Here is a 16,899-nt window from a genome sequence, read left to right as displayed (position 1 = left end):
CGGACCCGAATTCCAAAAATTGCCGAGTACGCAACGTTGTGTAGTGATTGTGAAAATCAATGCGCCAAGGTTGGACTTGCAGCCGCAAGCTCGCGCGCAGCAGTCGGCGTTTCCCAGCCGCCACCCAATGCCCGGATCAGCGCCACCGTTGCCTGGTATTGGCCGGAGCGCACCTGCAGAGCCTGCCGGCGATTGCCCAATTCGCTGCGGCGCGCGTCGAGCAGCTCCAGCTGGCTGTCCAGCCCATGGCGATAGCGAGACTCGGACAGGACGGTGGCGCGGCTTGCCGATGTCACGGCGCGAGCCTGTGCCTGTGCTTGCTCATGCAGCAACCGCAGCGACGACAGCTGGTCTTCCACCTCCTTGAACGCGACCAGCACCTGGCCGCGGTAGCCGGCCAACGCCTCGTCAAGTTGGGCCTGCGCACCCTGCACGCCGGCTTCACGGCGACCGCCGTCGAACAGCGGCAAGGACAGCAAGGCGCCCACGCCCCAGGCGCGCGCCGACCACTTGAACAAGTCGCCCAGTTCCGGCGAGGCGAAGCCCCCCGCTGCGGTGAGCGAAACATTGGGGAACCAGGCCGCGCGGGCCACCCCCAGGAGCGCCTGCGCTGCCAGGATGCTGCTCTGCGCCGCCGAGACATCGGGCCGGCGGGCCAGCACCGTGGCCGGAACGCCTGCGGGAATTTGCGGGAGCGCTGTGCGCCACTCTTCCACGCCCAGGGTGAAGCTGGATGCCGCGTCGCCTATGAGCACGGCCAATGCATGCTCGAGCTGGGCTCTCTGCCGGTCCAAGGCCAATGCTTGCGACTCGGTGGCGGCCAGCTCGCTCTCTACCCGCACGACGTCCAGCTCGGCAATGTCGCCGGCCTGGTGCCGCCGCTGCGTCAGGCGCAAGGTGTCCTGGTAGGCCGCAACGGTCTCGCGCACCAGCTGCCGTTCGCTGTCCATAGCCCGCACCGCCAGGTAGGTCTGCGCGACTTCGGCTTGCACCAGCAAGCGGGTGCTCTGCAGCAGCGCTTCGCGTGACTGGGCGTCGAGCGAGGCGGCATCGCGGGCGCGCGCCAGCCGGCCGAACAGGTCGAGCTCGTAGGACAGGCTGGCGCCGGCCGACGTCAAGGTGGCTGGCGCCGGTCCGCCGGGGCTCCCTGCTCCGGCCTGGCGGCTCGCTCCGGCGCCGATGCCGATTTGCGGCGAGCGATCGGCCTCGGCGTCGCGCGCCAGGGCGCGCGCCTGGGCCAGCCGGGCTGCGGCTTGATGGATGCTGGTGTTGTTGATGCCGGCACGCTCGACCAGACCGTCGAGCACCGGATCGGCGAACACCTTCCACCAGGCGCCGCGGTCCTGCGTCTCGGCCGGGGCCGCGATGGTCCAGCGCTCGCGGGTTTCCTTGAAGCTCGCGGGCGGCTCGGGCTGAACGGGAAGCTTCGCCGGTGCAGTGGCGCAACCGGCAAGCACCAGCGCGGCCAGCAAGGGCGCCATGGCGTGGCGCGGAAACGAAAAGGACAGGTTCATGATTCATGGGCTTTCAATGGGGCAGCGGGGACGGGCCGTGCCGACGCGCCGCCGCCAAATGCCGCCGGGGCGGCAAACGCTTCCAGGTGCGGGACCTCGCCGTGCAGTTTCAGCGGCCGATTGCCGGCCAGCGCACGCAGCGTCACGTAGAACACTGGGGTGAGGAACAGGCCGAAGGCGGTGACACCGATCATCCCGGCGAACACCGCGATGCCCATGGCCTGGCGCATCTCGGCGCCGGCGCCCGTGGTCAGTACCAGTGGCAGCACGCCCATGACGAAGGCCAGCGAGGTCATCAGGATGGGACGCAGCCGCAGCCGGCTGGCTTCGATGGCGGCCTGCACCGGCGTTCGCCCGGCGAACTCCAACTCGCGCGCGAACTCCACGATCAGGATGGCGTTCTTGGCCGACAGCCCGACCAGCACCATCAGGCCGATCTGGGTGAAGACGTTGTTGTCGCCATCGGACAGCCACACGCCGGTCATCGCCGCCAGCAGGCCCATGGGCACGATCATGATGATCGACAGCGGCAGCGTCAGGCTCTCGTACTGCGCGGCCAGCACCAGGAACACCAGCAGGATGGCCAGCGGGAACACCCAGGCTGCTGAATTGCCGGCCAGGATTTCCTGGTAGGTCAACTCGGTCCATTCGAAGCTGATGCCGGCCGGCAGGGTCTCGGCGGCGATGCGCTTGACGGCGTCCTGCGCCTGGCCCGACGAATAGCCGGGAGCCGGGCCGCCGTTGATGTCGGCCGAGAGGTAGCCGTTGTAGCGCATCGCGCGTTCCGGGCCGAAGCTCGGCTTGATGTTCATCAGAGCCGACAGCGGCACCATCTCGCCGGTGGCCGAGCGCACCTTCAGCAAGCCGATGTCCTCGGCCCGGGCACGATAAGGCGCATCGGCCTGGACGCGGACCGAGTAGGTGCGGCCGAACTTGTTGAAGTCGTTGGCGTACAGGCTGCCCAGGTAGATCTGCATGGTGTCGAACACGTCGGTCACCGGCACGCCGAGCTGGCGCGCCTTGGTGCGGTCGATGTCGGCCCACAGCTGCGGCACGTTGAGCTGGAAACTGGAGAACATGCCGGCCAGTTCCGGCGCCTGGTAGGCCTTGGCCATGAAGGCCTTGAGCGCGCCGTCCAGCGCCTCGTAGCCGAGCGAGCCGCGGTCTTCCAGTTGCAGCTTGAATCCGCCCGTCGTGCCCAGGCCCTGCACCGGCGGCGGCGGGAACATCATGACGAAGGCATCCTGCAGCTGGCCGAACTGGGCGTTGAGCTGGCCGGCGATGGCGCCGGCGCTCTGGTCGGCGCCGCGCCGCTCGGAGAAAGGCTTGAGCGTGGCGAACACGATGCCGGAGTTGGAGCTGTTGGTGAAGCCGTTGATCGACAGGCCGGGAAACGACACCGCATGTTCCACGCCGGGCTGCTTGAGCGTGATCTCGCTCATGCGGCGGATGACGTCCTCGGTGCGGTCCAGCGTGGCGCCATCGGGCAGTTGCGCGAAGCCGATCAGGTACTGCTTGTCCTGCGCCGGCACGAAGCCGTTCGGCACCAGCTTGAACAGCCCGACGGTCGCCGCTGCCAGCGCCAGGTAGATGCTCAGCATCAGCGCCTTGCGCGAGATCACCGTCTTCACACCCTGGGTGTAGGCACCGGCGCCGCGGCCAAAGGCACGATTGAAGGCGGCGAAGAAGCGGCCGAAGACACGGTCCATGCCGCGGGTGAGCGCATCCTTGGGCGCGTCATGGCTCTTAAGCAGCAGCGCGGCCAGGGCCGGCGACAGCGTCAGCGAATTGACCGCGGAGATCACCGTGGAGATGGCGATGGTCAAGGCGAACTGTTTATAGAACTGGCCCGTCAGGCCGCTGATGAAGGCCAGCGGCACGAACACGGCGATCAGCACCAGCGCAATGGCGATGATGGGCCCCGACACCTCGCGCATGGCCCGGTACGTTGCTTCCCGTGGCGTCAGGCCCGCTTCGATGTTGCGCTCCACGTTCTCCACCACCACGATGGCGTCGTCCACCACGATGCCGATCGCCAGCACCAGGCCGAACAGGCTGAGCGCGTTGATCGAGAAGCCGAACAGGTGCATCACGGCGAAGGTGCCCACCACGGAGATGGGGACGGCCAGCAGCGGGATGATGGAGGCGCGCCAGGTCTGCAGGAACAGGATGACGACCAGCACCACCAGCAGGATGGCTTCCAGCAGCGTGTGGACCACCGATTCGATGGAGGCGCGGACGAACTGCGTGGGGTCGTAGACGATCTCGTACTCCACGCCTTCGGGCATGGTCTTCTTGAGCTCGGCCATGGTGGCGCGCACGCCATCGGAGATCTGGATGGCGTTGGAGCCCGGCGCGGCGAACACCGGCACCGCCACCGCGTCCTTGTTGTCCAGGAGCGAGCGCAACGAATAGCTCGATGCGCCCAGCTCCAGCCGGGCGATATCGCGCAGCCGGGTCACGGCGCCGTCGGCGCTGCTCTTGACGATGATGTCGCCGAATTCCTCTTCGCTTTGCAGCCGGCCCTGGGCGTTGATGGACAGCTGCAGGTCCACGCCCTTGAGGCCGGGCGAGGCACCCACGACGCCGGCGGCGGCCTGCACGTTCTGCTCGCGGATGGCTCGCACCACGTCGCTGGCCGAAAGACCGCGCTGCGCGACTTTCTGCGGATCGAGCCAGACCCGCATCGAATAGTCGCCCGAGCCGAACAGCTGCACGTCGCCCACGCCCTGCACCCGGGCCAGCCGGTCCTTGACGTTGAGCAGCGCGTAGTTGCGCAGGTAGGTCATGTCGTAGCGGTTGTTGGGCGACAGCAGGTGCACCACCATCGTGAGGTCGGGCGAGCTCTTGATGGTGGTGATGCCCAGGCGCCGCACTTCCTCGGGCAGGCGCGGCTCGGCCTGGGCCACCCGGTTTTGCACCAGCTGCTGGGCCTTGTCGGGATCGGTACCCAGCTTGAAGGTGACGTTCAGCGTCATCAGGCCGTCGGTGGTCGCCTGGCTGCTCATATAGAGCATGCCTTCGACGCCGTTGATGGCTTCCTCCAGCGGCGTCGCCACGGTTTCGGCGATCACCTTGGGATTGGCGCCGGGATAGTTGGCCCGCACCACGACGGAAGGCGGCACCACCTCCGGGTATTCGGAGATCGGCAACCCGCGCAGCGCGATCAGGCCGGACAGGAAGATCAGCAGCGACAGCACGCCGGCGAAGATCGGCCGGTCGATGAAAAATTTCGACAGATTCATGGGAGTCTTTCGGGAGCGGCTCAGGACTTGGCGCCGGCTTCGGACTTGGCTTGCACCTCGGGCTTGGCGTCCATGTTCACGGGCTGCGGCTGCACCAGCGAGCCGGGCCGCACGCGCTGCAGGCCATTGACCACGATGCGCTCGCCGGCCTTGAGGCCGCCCTTGACCACGCGCAAGCCATTGACCGAACCGCCCAGCGTGACTTCGCGGTACTCGGCCTTGTTGCCCTCGCCCACCACCAGCACGAACTTCTTGTTCTGGTCGGTGCCGACGGCCCGCTCATTGACCAGCAAGGCGCGGGTACTCTGGGCCTGGCCCATGCGCACGCGGGCGAACTGCCCGGGCATCAGTGCCCCGTCCTTGTTGTCGAAGGCGGCACGCACGCGCACGGTGCCGCTCTTGGCATCGACCTGGTTGTCGATCAGTTGCAGGCGGCCCTGGTAGGGCGTGTCGGTCATCGCCGCCGTGCCCATCTGCACCGGGATGCGTTCGATCAGGGCGCGGGCGCTGGAGCCGCCGGGCATGTCCTGGAGCGCGCGGGCGATGATCTGCTCGTCGGTGTCGAAGCTGGCATAGATGGGGCTGACCGAGACCAGCGTGGTGAGCACCGGGGCGCCGGGGCCGGCCGCCACCAGGTTGCCGGCGGTGACTTCGAGGCGGCCGATGCGGCCCGACACGGGGGCGCGCACCTGGGTGTAGCTCAGGCTCAGGCGAGCCGACTCGCGCTGGGCCTGGGCCGCCCGCAGATTGGCATCGGCCTCGCGCTGGGCGTTCAGCCGCTCTTCGTATTCGCGCTGGGAGATAGCCTTCTCTTCCCACAGCCGCTGCGCCCGGACGTGGTCGCCCTGGGCACGGCTCAGGCGGGCCTGGGCGGCGGCGACCTGCGCTTCGGCGCGCTCGGCATCGGCGGCGTAGGGCGCCGGATCGATGGTGATGAGCAGGTCGCCCTTCTTGACCAGGGCGCCCTCACGGAAATGCACTGCCTGCACGGCGCCTGCCACACGCGAGCGCACGTCCACCCGCTCCACGGCTTCGAGCCGCCCCGAAAACTCGTCCCAGGCCGTGACTTCGCTTTCGCTCACGGCAGCGACCGACACCGGCGTGGCCTGCACGGCGGAGGCATTGGCGCTGGCCTGCGCCTTGGGCCCGCCCAGCCCGAACAGCGCGGAAACGATGGCGGCCAGCGCGGTGAGCGAGCCGATGGCGGTCCAGAGCCGGCGGTCACGAGTGGATTTGGTGGTGTCGTTGGTCATGGTTTCTTCCTTTTTGAGGGTGAGTCGGTCCAGCCCGGCGGGGTACGCCAGGTTTCGCGGCAATCGGTGAGGTGGTGGCTTGGCCGGCGCTACGAGGGCGGCGGTGGCGTCGCTGGGTAGAAGAACGCGCGCAGATGCTGCTTCACGCTGGTCGCACAGGGGCACTCCTGCGCCGGTGGCTCGCTCAGCGAATCGGGCCAGCCGGTTTCCACGGGCAGCAAGCCGCTGGTCACCGCGATCCCGGCGTCGCGCAAGCGCTGCGCGTAGGCCAGGGCCTCGTCACGCATCGGATCGTCGGCGCCGGTCAACACCAGGGCCGGCGGCAAATCCACCAGCCGCCGCGCGCGGCTCGGCACCGCATACGGGTGTTCGGCATCCATGGGGCTGCGCAGGTATTGTTGCCAGCCATCGGCCCACTTGCAGCTCACTGAGCCGCAGTCCATCGACTCGCGCAGCGACGCGGTACCGACGCAGGGATCGAGCATGGGCGCCACCAGGATCTGCCCCGCCAACGGCGGATGGGCCCGGTCGCGCGCCACCAGTGCCACGGCGGCTGCGAGATTGCCGCCCGCTTCATCGCCGGCCAGGTACACGCGCGCGCCGGCGCCGGCCAGCTTGTTGCGCTGCTTGTAGGTCCACTCCAGCGCGGCATAGGCCGACTCGACGGCCTCGGGGAAAGGATGGGCCGGCGCCAGCGGGTACGCCAGCGACACCACCACCGCATCCACCTCGGCCAGCATCCGCGCCATGCAGGCACCGCTGTCGAGGTCGCCGCTGACGAAGGTGCCGCCATGGAAGTGAAGCACCAGGGGCGCTGCCGGCTGCGCCCCGCGCCGGCCGTAGATGCGGGCAAGCAGAGGCGGGTGCCCCGTCACGGCGATCGTGGTGTCGGACTCCACGATGGTCGTTGGGGCAGCGGGCGCGGTACGGCTGGAGGGCATGGTTGGACTATAGGCATGTACCTGATGCGGATAAAGGGGCCTCCTGCCAGTTCTGCGTTTCCAAACCGGGAACAATGCGAACACTTTCGAGGGATAACAAGATGGATCAGATTCAGTCGATGCGCGTATTTGCCCGTGTGGTGGAGGCCGGCACCTTCACCAAGGCGGCGGCCTCGCTGGATTTGCCCAAAGGCACAGTCACCAAGCTGGTGCAGCACCTGGAGGGCCGGCTCAAGGTGAAACTGCTCAATCGCACCACCCGCCGCGTGACGGTGACGCCCGATGGCGCCGCCTACTACGAGCGCACGGCGCGCCTCTTGAACGACCTGGACGACATCGAAGCGAGCATGACCAATGCCCAGGCCAATCCCAGCGGGCGCCTGCGCATCGATGTGGGCGCCTCGGTGGCCCGGCTCATCGTCATTCCGGCGCTGCCCAGTTTCTACGAGCGCTATCCCGACATCCAGCTCGACCTGGGCGTGGGCGACCGGCCGGTCAACCTGATCAGCGACAACGTCGATTGCGTCATCCGCGGCGGCGATCTGTTGGATCAGTCGCTGGTGGCGCGACGCATCGCCAATCTTTCGCTGGTGACGGTCGCCTCCCCTGAGTACCTGAAGCGCCACGGCGAGCCGGCTCACCCCAACGAGCTGGAGGACGGGCACATCATGGTGAACTTCTTTTCGGCGGTCACCGGGCGCTCCTACCCCGACATCTTTGTCAAGGATGGTGAGACCATCGAACTGGTCGGGCGCCACAAGGTGTCCGTCAACGACAGCAACGCCCACATGGCGGCCGTGCTGGCGGGCCTGGGCGTTTCCCAGACGGCGATGTTCCAGGCCGCGCCCTACCTGGCCAGCGGTGAGCTGGTGAAGGTGCTCCCGGATTGGTCACGGCCACCCCTTCCCATCCATGTGGTGTATCCGCCCAACCGGCACTTGAGTGCCAAGGTCAGGGCGTTCGTCGATTGGGCGGCGGACCTGTTCGCGAAGTTCCCGCACTTGTGACATGGATCCCGGGTCAGGCCCGGGATGACAGTCCAGCCCTAGTCCTTCAGATCGGCCGGCACCTTGCCGCCGTTCTCTTCCAGCTTCTTCATGACCTGCTTGTGCAGCCAGATGTTCATGGTCGCCGAGTCGTTCTTGTCGCCGGTGTACTTCAGCTCGTCGGCCAGCTCCTTGCGCTCCTGCAGGCTGCTGTCGAGATCCACCAACTTCATCAGGTCGACGATGGAGGTGCGCCAGTTCAGCTTCTGCCCCTTCGTCGCCGCCAGCTGGTCCAGCACCTTCTCGACATCGACCCGGTCCATCGCCGCGGTGGGCGCTGTTTGCCCGGGCCCGGCTTGAGGTGCCGTGCCGGTAGCGCCAGGAGAAGTCTGCGCAGGCGTTGCCGGCGGCTGGGCGGCCTTGGCCTGCGGGAAGATACGGCCGAAGATTTTTCCGAGAATGCTCATGGGATGCCTCTTGAAGAACGGGCGATGTGCCCAAAAGGCCCATGCTGGCCGTTTCTTCGCGCTGGGCCTGTCGGACGAAGAGCCCTGGCTCCCGCAGGCAGTGTCTTACATTTTCAGCCGATAGCCGGTCTTGAAGATCCAGGCCACGATGCCCAGGCAGATCGCCATGAACAGCAGCGTCATGGCCAGGCTGATGCCCACGCCCACGTCGGCCGTGCCATAGAAGCTCCAGCGAAAGCCGCTGATCAGGTACACGACGGGGTTGAACAAGGTCACCTTCTGCCACAGCGGCGGCAGCATGTCGATCGAGTAGAAGCTGCCGCCGAGGAAGGCCAGCGGCGTGATGATGAGTGTGGGGACGAACTGCAGTTTCTCGAAGCCGTCGGCCCAGATGCCGATGATGAAGCCCAGCAGGCTGAAAGTCAGCGCGGTGAGCACCAGGAACGTCAGCATCCAGACGGGATGCTGGATGCGCAGCGGCACGAACAGCGCGGCCGTGGCCAGGATGATCAGGCCGAGGATGATGGACTTGGTCGCCGCCGCGCCCACATAGCTCACCACGATCTCGAGGGTGGACACCGGCGCCGACAGCAGCTCATAGATGGTGCCGGTGAACTTGGGAAAGTAGATCCCGAACGAGGCGTTCGATACGCTTTGAGTCAGGATGGAGAGCATCACCAGGCCGGGCACGATGAAGGCGCCGTAGCTCACGCCGCCCGCCTCCGGAATGCGCGAACCGATCGCCGCGCCGAACACCACGAAATACAGCGAAGTGGACACTACGGGCGAGACGATGCTTTGCAGGATGGTGCGCCAGGTGCGCGCCATCTCGAACCGGTAAATCGCGCGGATGGCATGCAGGTTCATTGTTCTTCCCTCACCAGGCTGACGAAAATATCTTCCAGCGAACTCTGGCTGGTCTGCAGGTCCTTGAAGGCGATGCCGGCGCGGTCCAGGTCTTCCAGCAGGCCGGCGATGCCCGAGTGCTCGCTGTGGGCGTCGTAGGTATAGGTCAGCTCGTTGCCTGCGCCGGACAACTCCAGCGGCAGCGCCGACAGTGCGTCCGGGATGCCTTGCATGGGATGTTGCAATTGCAGCGTCAGCTGCTTCTTGCCGAGCTTGCGCATCAGCTCGTCCTTGTTCTCCACCAGGATGATCTCGCCCTTGCTGATGACGCCGATGCGGTCGGCCATCACCTCGGCTTCGTCGATGTAGTGCGTCGTCAGGATGATGGTGACGCCGGTATCGCGCAAGGAGCGCACCAGCTCCCACATGCCCTGGCGCAGCTGCACGTCGACGCCCGCCGTGGGTTCGTCCAGGAACAGCACCTGCGGCTCGTGCGACAGGGCCTTGGCGATCATCAGGCGGCGCTTCATGCCGCCCGACAAGGTCATGATCTTGCTGTTGCGCTTGTCCCACAGCGACAGGTCCTTGAGCACCTTCTCGATGTGCGCCGGATTGGCGGGCTTGCCGAACAGGCCGCGGCTGAACGAGACCGTGTTCCACACGGTCTCGAAGGAGTCGGTGGCGATCTCTTGGGGGACCAGACCGATCAGCGAACGCGCCGCGCGGTACTGCGAGGCGATGTCGTAGCCATCCACGTTGACGCGGCCCTCGGACGGATTGACGATGCCGCAGATGATGCTGATCAGCGTGGTCTTGCCGGCGCCATTGGGGCCCAGCAGGGCGAAGATCTCGCCGCGCCGGATTTCCAGGTCCACGTTGCTGAGGGCCTTGAACCCGGAGGCGTAGGTCTTGGAAAGGCCCGAGATGGAGATGATCGCTTGCTGCATGCGCGCGACGATACCCCATTCGGGCTTTTTTCCGCGGCTGCAGGGATGATGGCTTGCTGCTAGATTCACGGCCATGACCGACATCTCCTCCTTCCCCATCACCCGCAAGTGGCCTGCCCAGCACCCCGACCGGATCCAGCTTTATTCGCTGCCGACGCCCAACGGCATCAAGGTTTCAGTGATGCTGGAGGAGACCGGGCTGCCTTACGAGCCACACCGGGTGGGCTTCGAAACCAGCGACCAGATGTCGCCGGAGTTCCTGTCGCTCAACCCCAATAACAAGATCCCGGCCATCCTCGATCCCCACGGCCCGGGCGGCAAGCCGCTGGCCCTTTTCGAGTCCGGCGCCATCCTGCTTTACCTCGCCGACAAGGCCGGGATGTTCATGCCGCAGGATCCGGCCGGCCGCTGGGAAGCCGTCCAGTGGCTGATGTTCCAGATGGGCGGCATCGGCCCGATGTTCGGCCAGGTGGGCTTCTTCCATAAGTTCGCGGGCAAGGACTTCGAGGACAAGCGGCCGCGCGATCGCTACACGGCCGAATCCAGCCGGCTGCTGGGCGTGCTGAACCAGCGGCTCGCAAACAGGAAATGGATCATGGGCGATGCCTACACCTTCGCCGACATCGCGACCTTCCCCTGGGTGCGCAACCTGATCGGGTTCTACGAAGCGGGCGACCTGGTGGGTATCTCGGATTTCCCGCATGTCACGCGGGCGCTGGCCGCCTTCGTTGCCCGCCCGGCGGTGGCGCGCGGGATCGAGATCCCCAAGCGTTCCTAAGCGGTTGCCGGCGTCAGGCCCGAGCAGTACTCGATGAAAGCGGGCATGTCGGACTTGGGGATGGCGGCGTCCGCGCCCAGGCCCAGGCAGTGCTTGTGGATGCCCGGCGTCACGTAGTCGCTGAAGACCACGACCTTGCTCGCGCTGGGGCGGCGCTTGCACTTGGCGACGACGCTCATGCCGCTGCCCTGCTCCAGGACGAGATCGACGATCGCCAGGTCCCAGCGGTCGGGATTGTCCGCCAGCCACAGGTTGGCTTCAGCCTCGGTGGTGGCCGTGCCGATCAGCAGGAAGTCGCCGATGCTGGCCAGCAGATCGGAGATGACCTCCTGCAAATGCTTCATGTCTTCCACTAGGAATACTTTGACCGGCACGACGTCGCTCCACTTGAAAAGCTGGCTAAGACTGGAGCCCGGATTATTGCCTAAGCCATAGGTCTACTTTCGAAGCGCCTTACTGTTGAGCTTATGGCCTGGAGCGCCTGCTGTGGCGCCGACTGACGCGGGTCGTCGCTCTTGTCCGACAAGCCCCAGCGTTCAATCAAGCAACATTCTGATGCACATAGAACATTTGCAGGCGAAAGGAGCCAGCCTCGTGACAGGTGAAACAACCCACGTTGGTTCTCGCAGGAAGGTTTCGCTGTGGCTCGGGTTGCTGGTGGCATTCGGCGCGTGCGCATCGGTGGCCGCCACCGATTACCCGGGCGAGCTCGAGGTGCTCCGGGCCGAGGTGATGCGGCTGCGGGCCGAGAACGCCCAGCTGCGCATTTCCCCCGCGGTGCTTGCCGCCGAGGTGGATGCTGCGGTCAAGGCCCAGGATGCGGAGAAGGCCAAGGCGGCGTTGAAGCGCCTGATCGACAGGTACCCCCTCAGCGCGGAAGCAGCTCTTGCCGGAAGGCAGGTCGACATGCTCGTTGCCAGACAGCGCGCCGCCGAGGAAGAGGCAAAGCGGGTCGCCGCACTGGGCTTCAAGGCCCTGCGGACCAGCCCCTATTTCAGCCATGGCGATACCAGCATGGGCCTCACCGCCACCGGCGTCGTGCGGCGATGGATCTTCGACTGGCACGGCGACGGCTGGAAATTCCTCGATGCCGAGAAGGGAAGGAAGTTCGTCACCGCCACCGTGACGGTCAGTTCCAAGAGCAAGGACCCGCTGCTCTTTGGCATCGGCGCCTATGTCGCGAATGGCGCAACCCTGACCCATGTGGGCAAGGTGCGCTACCGCTTTATCCGATGGCGGGACTACGGCTCTTTCCTGGGCACCCAGGCGGACTTCAGGAACGACTTCGCCCACAGCTCGCGCATCCCCTTCTCGATCGGGGTATCGGTTGCCGACGACGAGCTCAAGCGCAAGCCGCTCTATCTGGTCGCCACCCGCGAAGGCTGCCATCGGCGCCTCTACGAACGCTTCGGGCAGCCGCCGATCCAGTACATACCCGGCAACTGCAACTCGCTCAAGCCGACGCTCACGGTCGCCGACTTCAAGGACGGCACGCTGGCCGTGATCAAGCGGCTCGACTGAGTTCGGCGTCCCCGAAGATGCACTTGAAGCCGCGCTGCGTGTCCATGTATTCGCGCATGCGGCGGATGCGGCCGTCGCGGGTCTCGATGACGAAGCAGTAGTCGTTGTCGTAATGCCTGCCGTTGGCCAGCGTCGCCTGCAGGCGATGCTCGAGCACCGCCGTCGATCCTTCGGCGACCAGGCCGGTAAAGGTCAATTCCACGTTGCTCACGAAAAGCGTAGGGAACTCATGGGCCATGAAGTGCACGATGGTCTTGCGGTCCAGCACGTGCCCGGTGTGGCCCAGGGCCTTGGCCGTGGCATTGCCCGGGGGCGCCAGCCATTGCGCGTCTTCGGTGAACACCGCCGCTATCTGCTCGGCGTCGTGCGAGGCGAACGCCTTCCATGCGTTCTTGACGATCTGTTTGGTGTCGGATGAGTCCATGGCTGCTCCAGTGAAAGTTGAAACGCCATGGTCGCCCCGGGCGCCGTCCGCGTCTGGCCGTTTTCGGACCTGTTCATCCGCGACTCAGCGCACCAACGCCACCGCCGCCGAGAAAGTGAGGAACGCCGCTGCCGTGGTCAGCAGGATGATCCGGGCAATGCGCCCGGTATCCGCGCCGAACCGCTCTGCCAGCAATGCCACGTTGCTGGCAGACGGCAGCGCCGCCACCAGCACCATCACCGTCAGCGCGAATCGGTCGAGCGGCAAGCCCAGCGCGATCGCCGCGCTGCCTGCGACCCACACCAGCCCCGGATGAAGCAGCAGTTTGAACAAGGCCACGGGCACGAAGTCGCGCCACGGCATGGGTTCGTGTTCCCCCAGCGCGGCGACGTATTGCGAGCGCGCCAGCACGGCGCCGATCGTGAACAGCGCCACCGGCGAGGCTGAATCCGCAAGCAGGCCTACGGTCTGCGCCACCGGCTTGATCGGTACCCACTGCAAGGCCGACGCAGCTCCGCCCAGCACGATGGCCCAGGGCATGGGGTTGATGGCAACGCCTCGCAGCGCGTTCTTCGCCGCCCTACGCGCACCATGTTCATCCGCCCCGTCCAGCCGCGACAGCGCAATGCACAGCGAACTGGTGATCAGCAGGTCGATCATGATGGTGAGGATGGCCGGCCCCGCTGCTTGCGCGCCGAGCAGGGCCACCAGCAGCGGCACGCCCATGAAGCCCGTGTTGGGAAACGCGGCGACCAGCGCCCCGAACGACGCGTCGTTCCAGCCGATGCGCGAGTTGCGGCTGGACCAGACCACGAAGATCACCATGGCGAGCGCGCACAGGAGATAGACCGAAGCGGCGACGGCATCCAGCAGCTGCGCGATCGGCGTGCTGGCGCCGAACCGCCACAGCATGCACGGCAGCGCGAAATAAAGCACGAAGGTGTTGAGCCCGGGGATGGCGTCCAGCGGCAGCATGCGGCGCCGGGCGGCCACATAGCCACACAGTACCAGCGCGAAGAAGGGAAAGGTGACCAGGAGGATGTCAAGCACCGGCGTATTTTCCGCGCAACTTGCAAGGACAGGGTGTCAGGGCGCTGACTGCACACGCCGGTATGATTCCCCGCTTCCTTCGCAGTACGCCCCCCCAGCTTCTTCCCTCCCGATGTCCTCCGGCCTGAATTCCGCCCAGCAAGAAGCTGTCAACTACATGCACGGCCCCTGCCTCGTGCTGGCCGGCGCCGGCTCGGGCAAGACCCGCGTGATCACGCACAAGATCGCGCGGCTGATACAGACCGGCCTGGAAGCCAAGCGCATCGCCGCCATCACCTTCACCAACAAGGCGGCGGCCGAGATGCGCGAGCGGGCCAAGAGCCTGATCGGGCGCGAAGCGAAAAACGTGCTGGTGTGCACTTTTCACGCCCTGGGCGTGCGGATGCTGCGGCAAGACGGCGCCGCGCTGGGCCTCAAGCCCCAGTTCTCCATCCTGGACAGCGACGACGTCACCAGCATCCTGAAGGACGCCGGCGGCAGCACCGACGCCGCGACGGCGCGCCAGTGGCAATGGGCCATCAGCCTGTGGAAGAACATGGGCCTGAACGCGGCGCAGGCCGAGGCCCAGGCTAAGGACGACAACGAGAAAGTCACGGCCCGCGTCATGGCGCGCTACGAAGAGCGCCTGGCGGCCTACCAGAGCGTGGACTTCGACGACCTGATCGGCCTGCCGCTCAAGCTGCTGCAGCAGCACGCCGAAGTGCGCGAGAAATGGCAGCAGCAGCTGGGCCACGTGCTGGTGGATGAATACCAGGACACCAACGCCACGCAGTACGAGGTGCTCAAGCTGCTGGTGGGCGAGCGCGGCCGCTTTACCGCCGTGGGCGACGACGACCAGTCGATCTACGGCTGGCGCGGCGCCACACTGGACAACCTGAAGCGTCTGCCGCTGGACTTCCCGCAGCTGAAAGTGGTGAAGCTGGAGCAGAACTACCGCTCCACCAGCGCCATCCTGCGCGCGGCCAATAACGTGATCGGGCCCAATCCCAAGCTCTTTCCCAAGACCCTGTTCTCCGAACTGGGCGAAGGCGAGCCGGTGCGCGTCGTCGATGCGGACAACGAGGAACACGAGGCCGAGCGCGTGGTGGCCCGCATCCAGTCCACCCGGGCCAACGGCCTGGGCCAGGAGTGGAGGGAGTTCGCGGTGCTGTACCGCGCCAACCACCAGGCCCGGATCTTCGAGCAGGCGCTGCGCAAGGCCCAGATCCCGTACAAGGTGTCGGGCGGCCAGAGCTTTTTCGATCGCGCCGAGATCAAGGACCTGTGCGCCTGGTTTCGGCTGTGGATCAACAACGACGACGATCCGGCCTTCCTGCGCGCCATCACCACGCCCAAGCGCGGCATCGGCCACACCACGCTGCAAAACCTCGGCACGTTCGCCAGCAAGTACAAGCTGAGCCTGTTCGAGGCGCTGTTCTCCTCCTCGCTGGCTTCCGTGCTGCCGGCCAAGGCCGTCGGCAGCCTGCACGAATTCGGCCGCTACGTGAACGACCTGGAATTCCGCGCCCGCCACACCCTTGGCGCCCAGGACGCGCGCGCCTTCATGCTGGAGTGGCTCAAGGAGATCGACTACGAGAAGCATCTGTACGACGGCGAGGACAGCGAGAAGCTCGCGGCCAGCCGCTGGACCAACGTGCTGGAGTTCTGCGACTGGATGTCGCAGCGCTGCGGCGGCGAGATCGACGATGCCGCAGGCGTGAGCATCGCCGGCGAGAAGAAAAGCCTGCTCGAAGTGGCGCAGACCATCGCCCTCTTGTCCACCATCAGCGAGCGCGAACAAGACCAGAACGTGGTGACGCTCTCCACGCTGCATGCCGCCAAGGGCCTGGAGTGGCCGCATGTGATGCTGGTGGGCGTGACCGAAGGCCTCTTGCCGTTCAAGCTGGGCGACGACGACAACCCCACCGGCCGGGCCGATGGCCCCATGTCCGAAGGCATCCTGCAGCGCCTGCAGGAAGAGCGGCGCCTGATGTACGTGGGCATCACGCGGGCCCAGCGCTCGCTGGCCGTGAGCTGGACCAAGAGGCGCAAGAAGGGCCGCGAGATGATTGCCGCGCAACCCAGCCGCTTCATCGCCGAGATGGCGTTGGAAACGGCAACGACCAAGGAAGACCCGCGCGAAAAGCTCAAGGCCCTGCGCGCGGAGTTCGCCAAGAAGGCCATCGACACGGCAGCGGCCGCAGCGGCCGCCAGCGCGCCATGAAGCTGCTGCTCGCGTTGGTATTGGCGATCTCCGCCTTGCCTGGCACTGCCGGGGCGCAGGCCGCTATCTGCCCCAAAGCTGCCGAAGTCGGCCTACAGCACCTGCTGGGCCTGTGGCGCGCCGAGTTCGAGGGCCTGGCGCAAGGCGCGACCCTGCTGCTGGAGAGGCACCCCGAGCTCACCGACAGCGTGCGCGGCGCCATCAACCGCGACGGCGAGCGCGCGTTGGTCGCGGGCGACGTGGACGGCGGCGAGTTCAACCTCGAAGAATCGGCGAACGGCACCAACATCAGCGCCGTCTGGCTAGGCGATGTGGTCGAGGGCTCCTGCGGCCGGGAAATCCGCGGCAGCTGGAAGGCCGAGGGCGATCCGCGGCAATTCCAGTTCGTGCTGCGCAAGCAGTGAAGCGGCTGTCATTGCGGGCCTGACCCACTACTGTCCGGAGAAGCGTTCTCATTTGGATCGCAAGTCGTTGATTTGATTGATTTAAACGGCCGGGCGTGGCCGGGTCGATTTGAATTTCAGCTTCCCGAAGCCGCACACTCGTATGGATTTGCGGGGGTGCGGCCATGCACAAAGGCAAGCTGGTATTTGCTCAATTGAAGGAGCATCTGCCGCGGTCCGTTTTTGATCGGTGCGTGGCGCGTTACTCGGGCTCGCACGCGCCGCTGAAGTTCTCGCATTGGGATCAGTTGCTGTGCATGATGTTTGCGCAACTGACTTCG

General features: G+C 66.1%; 16 protein-coding genes. 6 read left to right on the top strand and 10 right to left on the bottom strand.

The annotated features are described in order from the left end of the window. Positions 1-56: 56 nt before the first annotated feature. The 4 genes from HNE04_RS23950 to HNE04_RS23935 all read right to left on the bottom strand — a co-directional run bounded on the left by HNE04_RS23950 (position 57) and on the right by HNE04_RS23935 (position 6,953). Positions 57-1,514 carry an efflux transporter outer membrane subunit gene (locus tag HNE04_RS23950; protein WP_172225138.1) on the bottom strand — a complete coding sequence of 486 codons (1,458 nt, stop codon included), beginning with the start codon at positions 1,512-1,514 and terminating at the stop codon, positions 57-59. Then, positions 1,511-4,759, bottom strand: a complete 3,249-nt coding sequence (locus tag HNE04_RS23945; protein ID WP_172225135.1) for an efflux RND transporter permease subunit — start codon at positions 4,757-4,759, stop codon at positions 1,511-1,513. The genes HNE04_RS23950 and HNE04_RS23945 overlap by 4 nt, the downstream gene beginning before the upstream one ends. A 20-nt stretch (positions 4,760-4,779) precedes the next feature. Then, the gene (locus HNE04_RS23940) at positions 4,780-6,012 is read right to left on the bottom strand and encodes an efflux RND transporter periplasmic adaptor subunit (protein ID WP_172225132.1); all 1,233 of its coding nucleotides are present in this window, start codon (positions 6,010-6,012) and stop codon (positions 4,780-4,782) included. A gap of 89 nt (positions 6,013-6,101) precedes the next feature. Beyond that, complete coding sequence (locus HNE04_RS23935; protein ID WP_172225129.1) at positions 6,102-6,953, bottom strand: alpha/beta hydrolase; 852 nt, start codon at positions 6,951-6,953, stop codon at positions 6,102-6,104. Between the two features lie 101 nt (positions 6,954-7,054). Between HNE04_RS23935 and HNE04_RS23930 the strand changes: the two genes are divergently transcribed. After that, on the top strand, positions 7,055-7,960 hold the full coding sequence (locus HNE04_RS23930; RefSeq protein ID WP_172225126.1) for a LysR family transcriptional regulator: 906 nt from the start codon (positions 7,055-7,057) through the stop codon (positions 7,958-7,960). Positions 7,961-7,998: 38 nt separating this feature from the next. Here HNE04_RS23930 and HNE04_RS23925 read toward each other — a convergent pair whose 3' ends face one another. The 3 genes from HNE04_RS23925 to HNE04_RS23915 form a co-directional block, all read right to left on the bottom strand. Next, positions 7,999-8,406, bottom strand: coding sequence for a DUF3597 domain-containing protein (locus HNE04_RS23925; RefSeq protein WP_172225123.1), 408 nt, complete (start codon positions 8,404-8,406; stop codon positions 7,999-8,001). 105 nt (positions 8,407-8,511) lie between these two features. Next, the gene (locus tag HNE04_RS23920; protein WP_172225120.1) at positions 8,512-9,273 is read right to left on the bottom strand and encodes an ABC transporter permease; all 762 of its coding nucleotides are present in this window, start codon (positions 9,271-9,273) and stop codon (positions 8,512-8,514) included. Continuing rightward, positions 9,270-10,199, bottom strand: coding sequence for an ABC transporter ATP-binding protein (locus HNE04_RS23915; protein WP_172225357.1), 930 nt, complete (start codon positions 10,197-10,199; stop codon positions 9,270-9,272). Before HNE04_RS23915 ends, HNE04_RS23920 begins: the two co-directional genes overlap by 4 nt. A gap of 73 nt (positions 10,200-10,272) precedes the next feature. Between HNE04_RS23915 and HNE04_RS23910 the strand changes: the two genes are divergently transcribed. Continuing rightward, positions 10,273-10,977, top strand: coding sequence for a glutathione S-transferase N-terminal domain-containing protein (locus HNE04_RS23910; RefSeq protein WP_172225117.1), 705 nt, complete (start codon positions 10,273-10,275; stop codon positions 10,975-10,977). Here HNE04_RS23910 and HNE04_RS23905 read toward each other — a convergent pair. Next, positions 10,974-11,351 carry a response regulator gene (locus HNE04_RS23905; protein ID WP_172225114.1) on the bottom strand — a complete coding sequence of 126 codons (378 nt, stop codon included), beginning with the start codon at positions 11,349-11,351 and terminating at the stop codon, positions 10,974-10,976. The two genes, HNE04_RS23910 and HNE04_RS23905, sit on opposite strands and share 4 nt — an antisense overlap. A 220-nt stretch (positions 11,352-11,571) precedes the next feature. On the opposite strand from HNE04_RS23905, the gene HNE04_RS23900 reads away from it, so the two are divergent. Continuing rightward, the gene (locus HNE04_RS23900; RefSeq protein ID WP_172225111.1) at positions 11,572-12,498 is read left to right on the top strand and encodes a hypothetical protein; all 927 of its coding nucleotides are present in this window, start codon (positions 11,572-11,574) and stop codon (positions 12,496-12,498) included. Here HNE04_RS23900 and HNE04_RS23895 read toward each other — a convergent pair. Beyond that, a complete protein-coding gene (locus HNE04_RS23895; protein ID WP_172225108.1) occupies positions 12,482-12,922 on the bottom strand; it encodes a nuclear transport factor 2 family protein in 441 nt (146 codons plus the stop codon). The two genes, HNE04_RS23900 and HNE04_RS23895, sit on opposite strands and share 17 nt — an antisense overlap. A gap of 84 nt (positions 12,923-13,006) precedes the next feature. Beyond that, on the bottom strand, positions 13,007-13,972 hold the full coding sequence (locus HNE04_RS23890) for an AEC family transporter (protein ID WP_172225105.1): 966 nt from the start codon (positions 13,970-13,972) through the stop codon (positions 13,007-13,009). A gap of 112 nt (positions 13,973-14,084) precedes the next feature. Between HNE04_RS23890 and HNE04_RS23885 the strand changes: the two genes are divergently transcribed. The 3 genes from HNE04_RS23885 to HNE04_RS28620 form a co-directional block, all read left to right on the top strand. Continuing rightward, on the top strand, positions 14,085-16,175 hold the full coding sequence (locus HNE04_RS23885; RefSeq protein ID WP_172225102.1) for an ATP-dependent helicase: 2,091 nt from the start codon (positions 14,085-14,087) through the stop codon (positions 16,173-16,175). Then, positions 16,172-16,579: a hypothetical protein gene (locus HNE04_RS23880; RefSeq protein ID WP_172225099.1), complete on the top strand. Its 408-nt coding sequence runs from the start codon at positions 16,172-16,174 to the stop codon at positions 16,577-16,579. The genes HNE04_RS23885 and HNE04_RS23880 overlap by 4 nt, the downstream gene beginning before the upstream one ends. A gap of 164 nt (positions 16,580-16,743) precedes the next feature. Next, a partial coding sequence (locus HNE04_RS28620; RefSeq protein ID WP_172219104.1) for a DUF4372 domain-containing protein occupies positions 16,744-16,899 on the top strand: 156 nt, incomplete at its 3' end.

It is taken from the genome of Caenimonas soli (assembly GCF_013155545.1).
GTDB lineage: Bacteria > Pseudomonadota > Gammaproteobacteria > Burkholderiales > Burkholderiaceae_C > Ramlibacter > Ramlibacter soli.
Note: the sequence above shows the minus strand (reverse complement) of the source record. Positions and strands in the feature narration are given on the sequence as shown.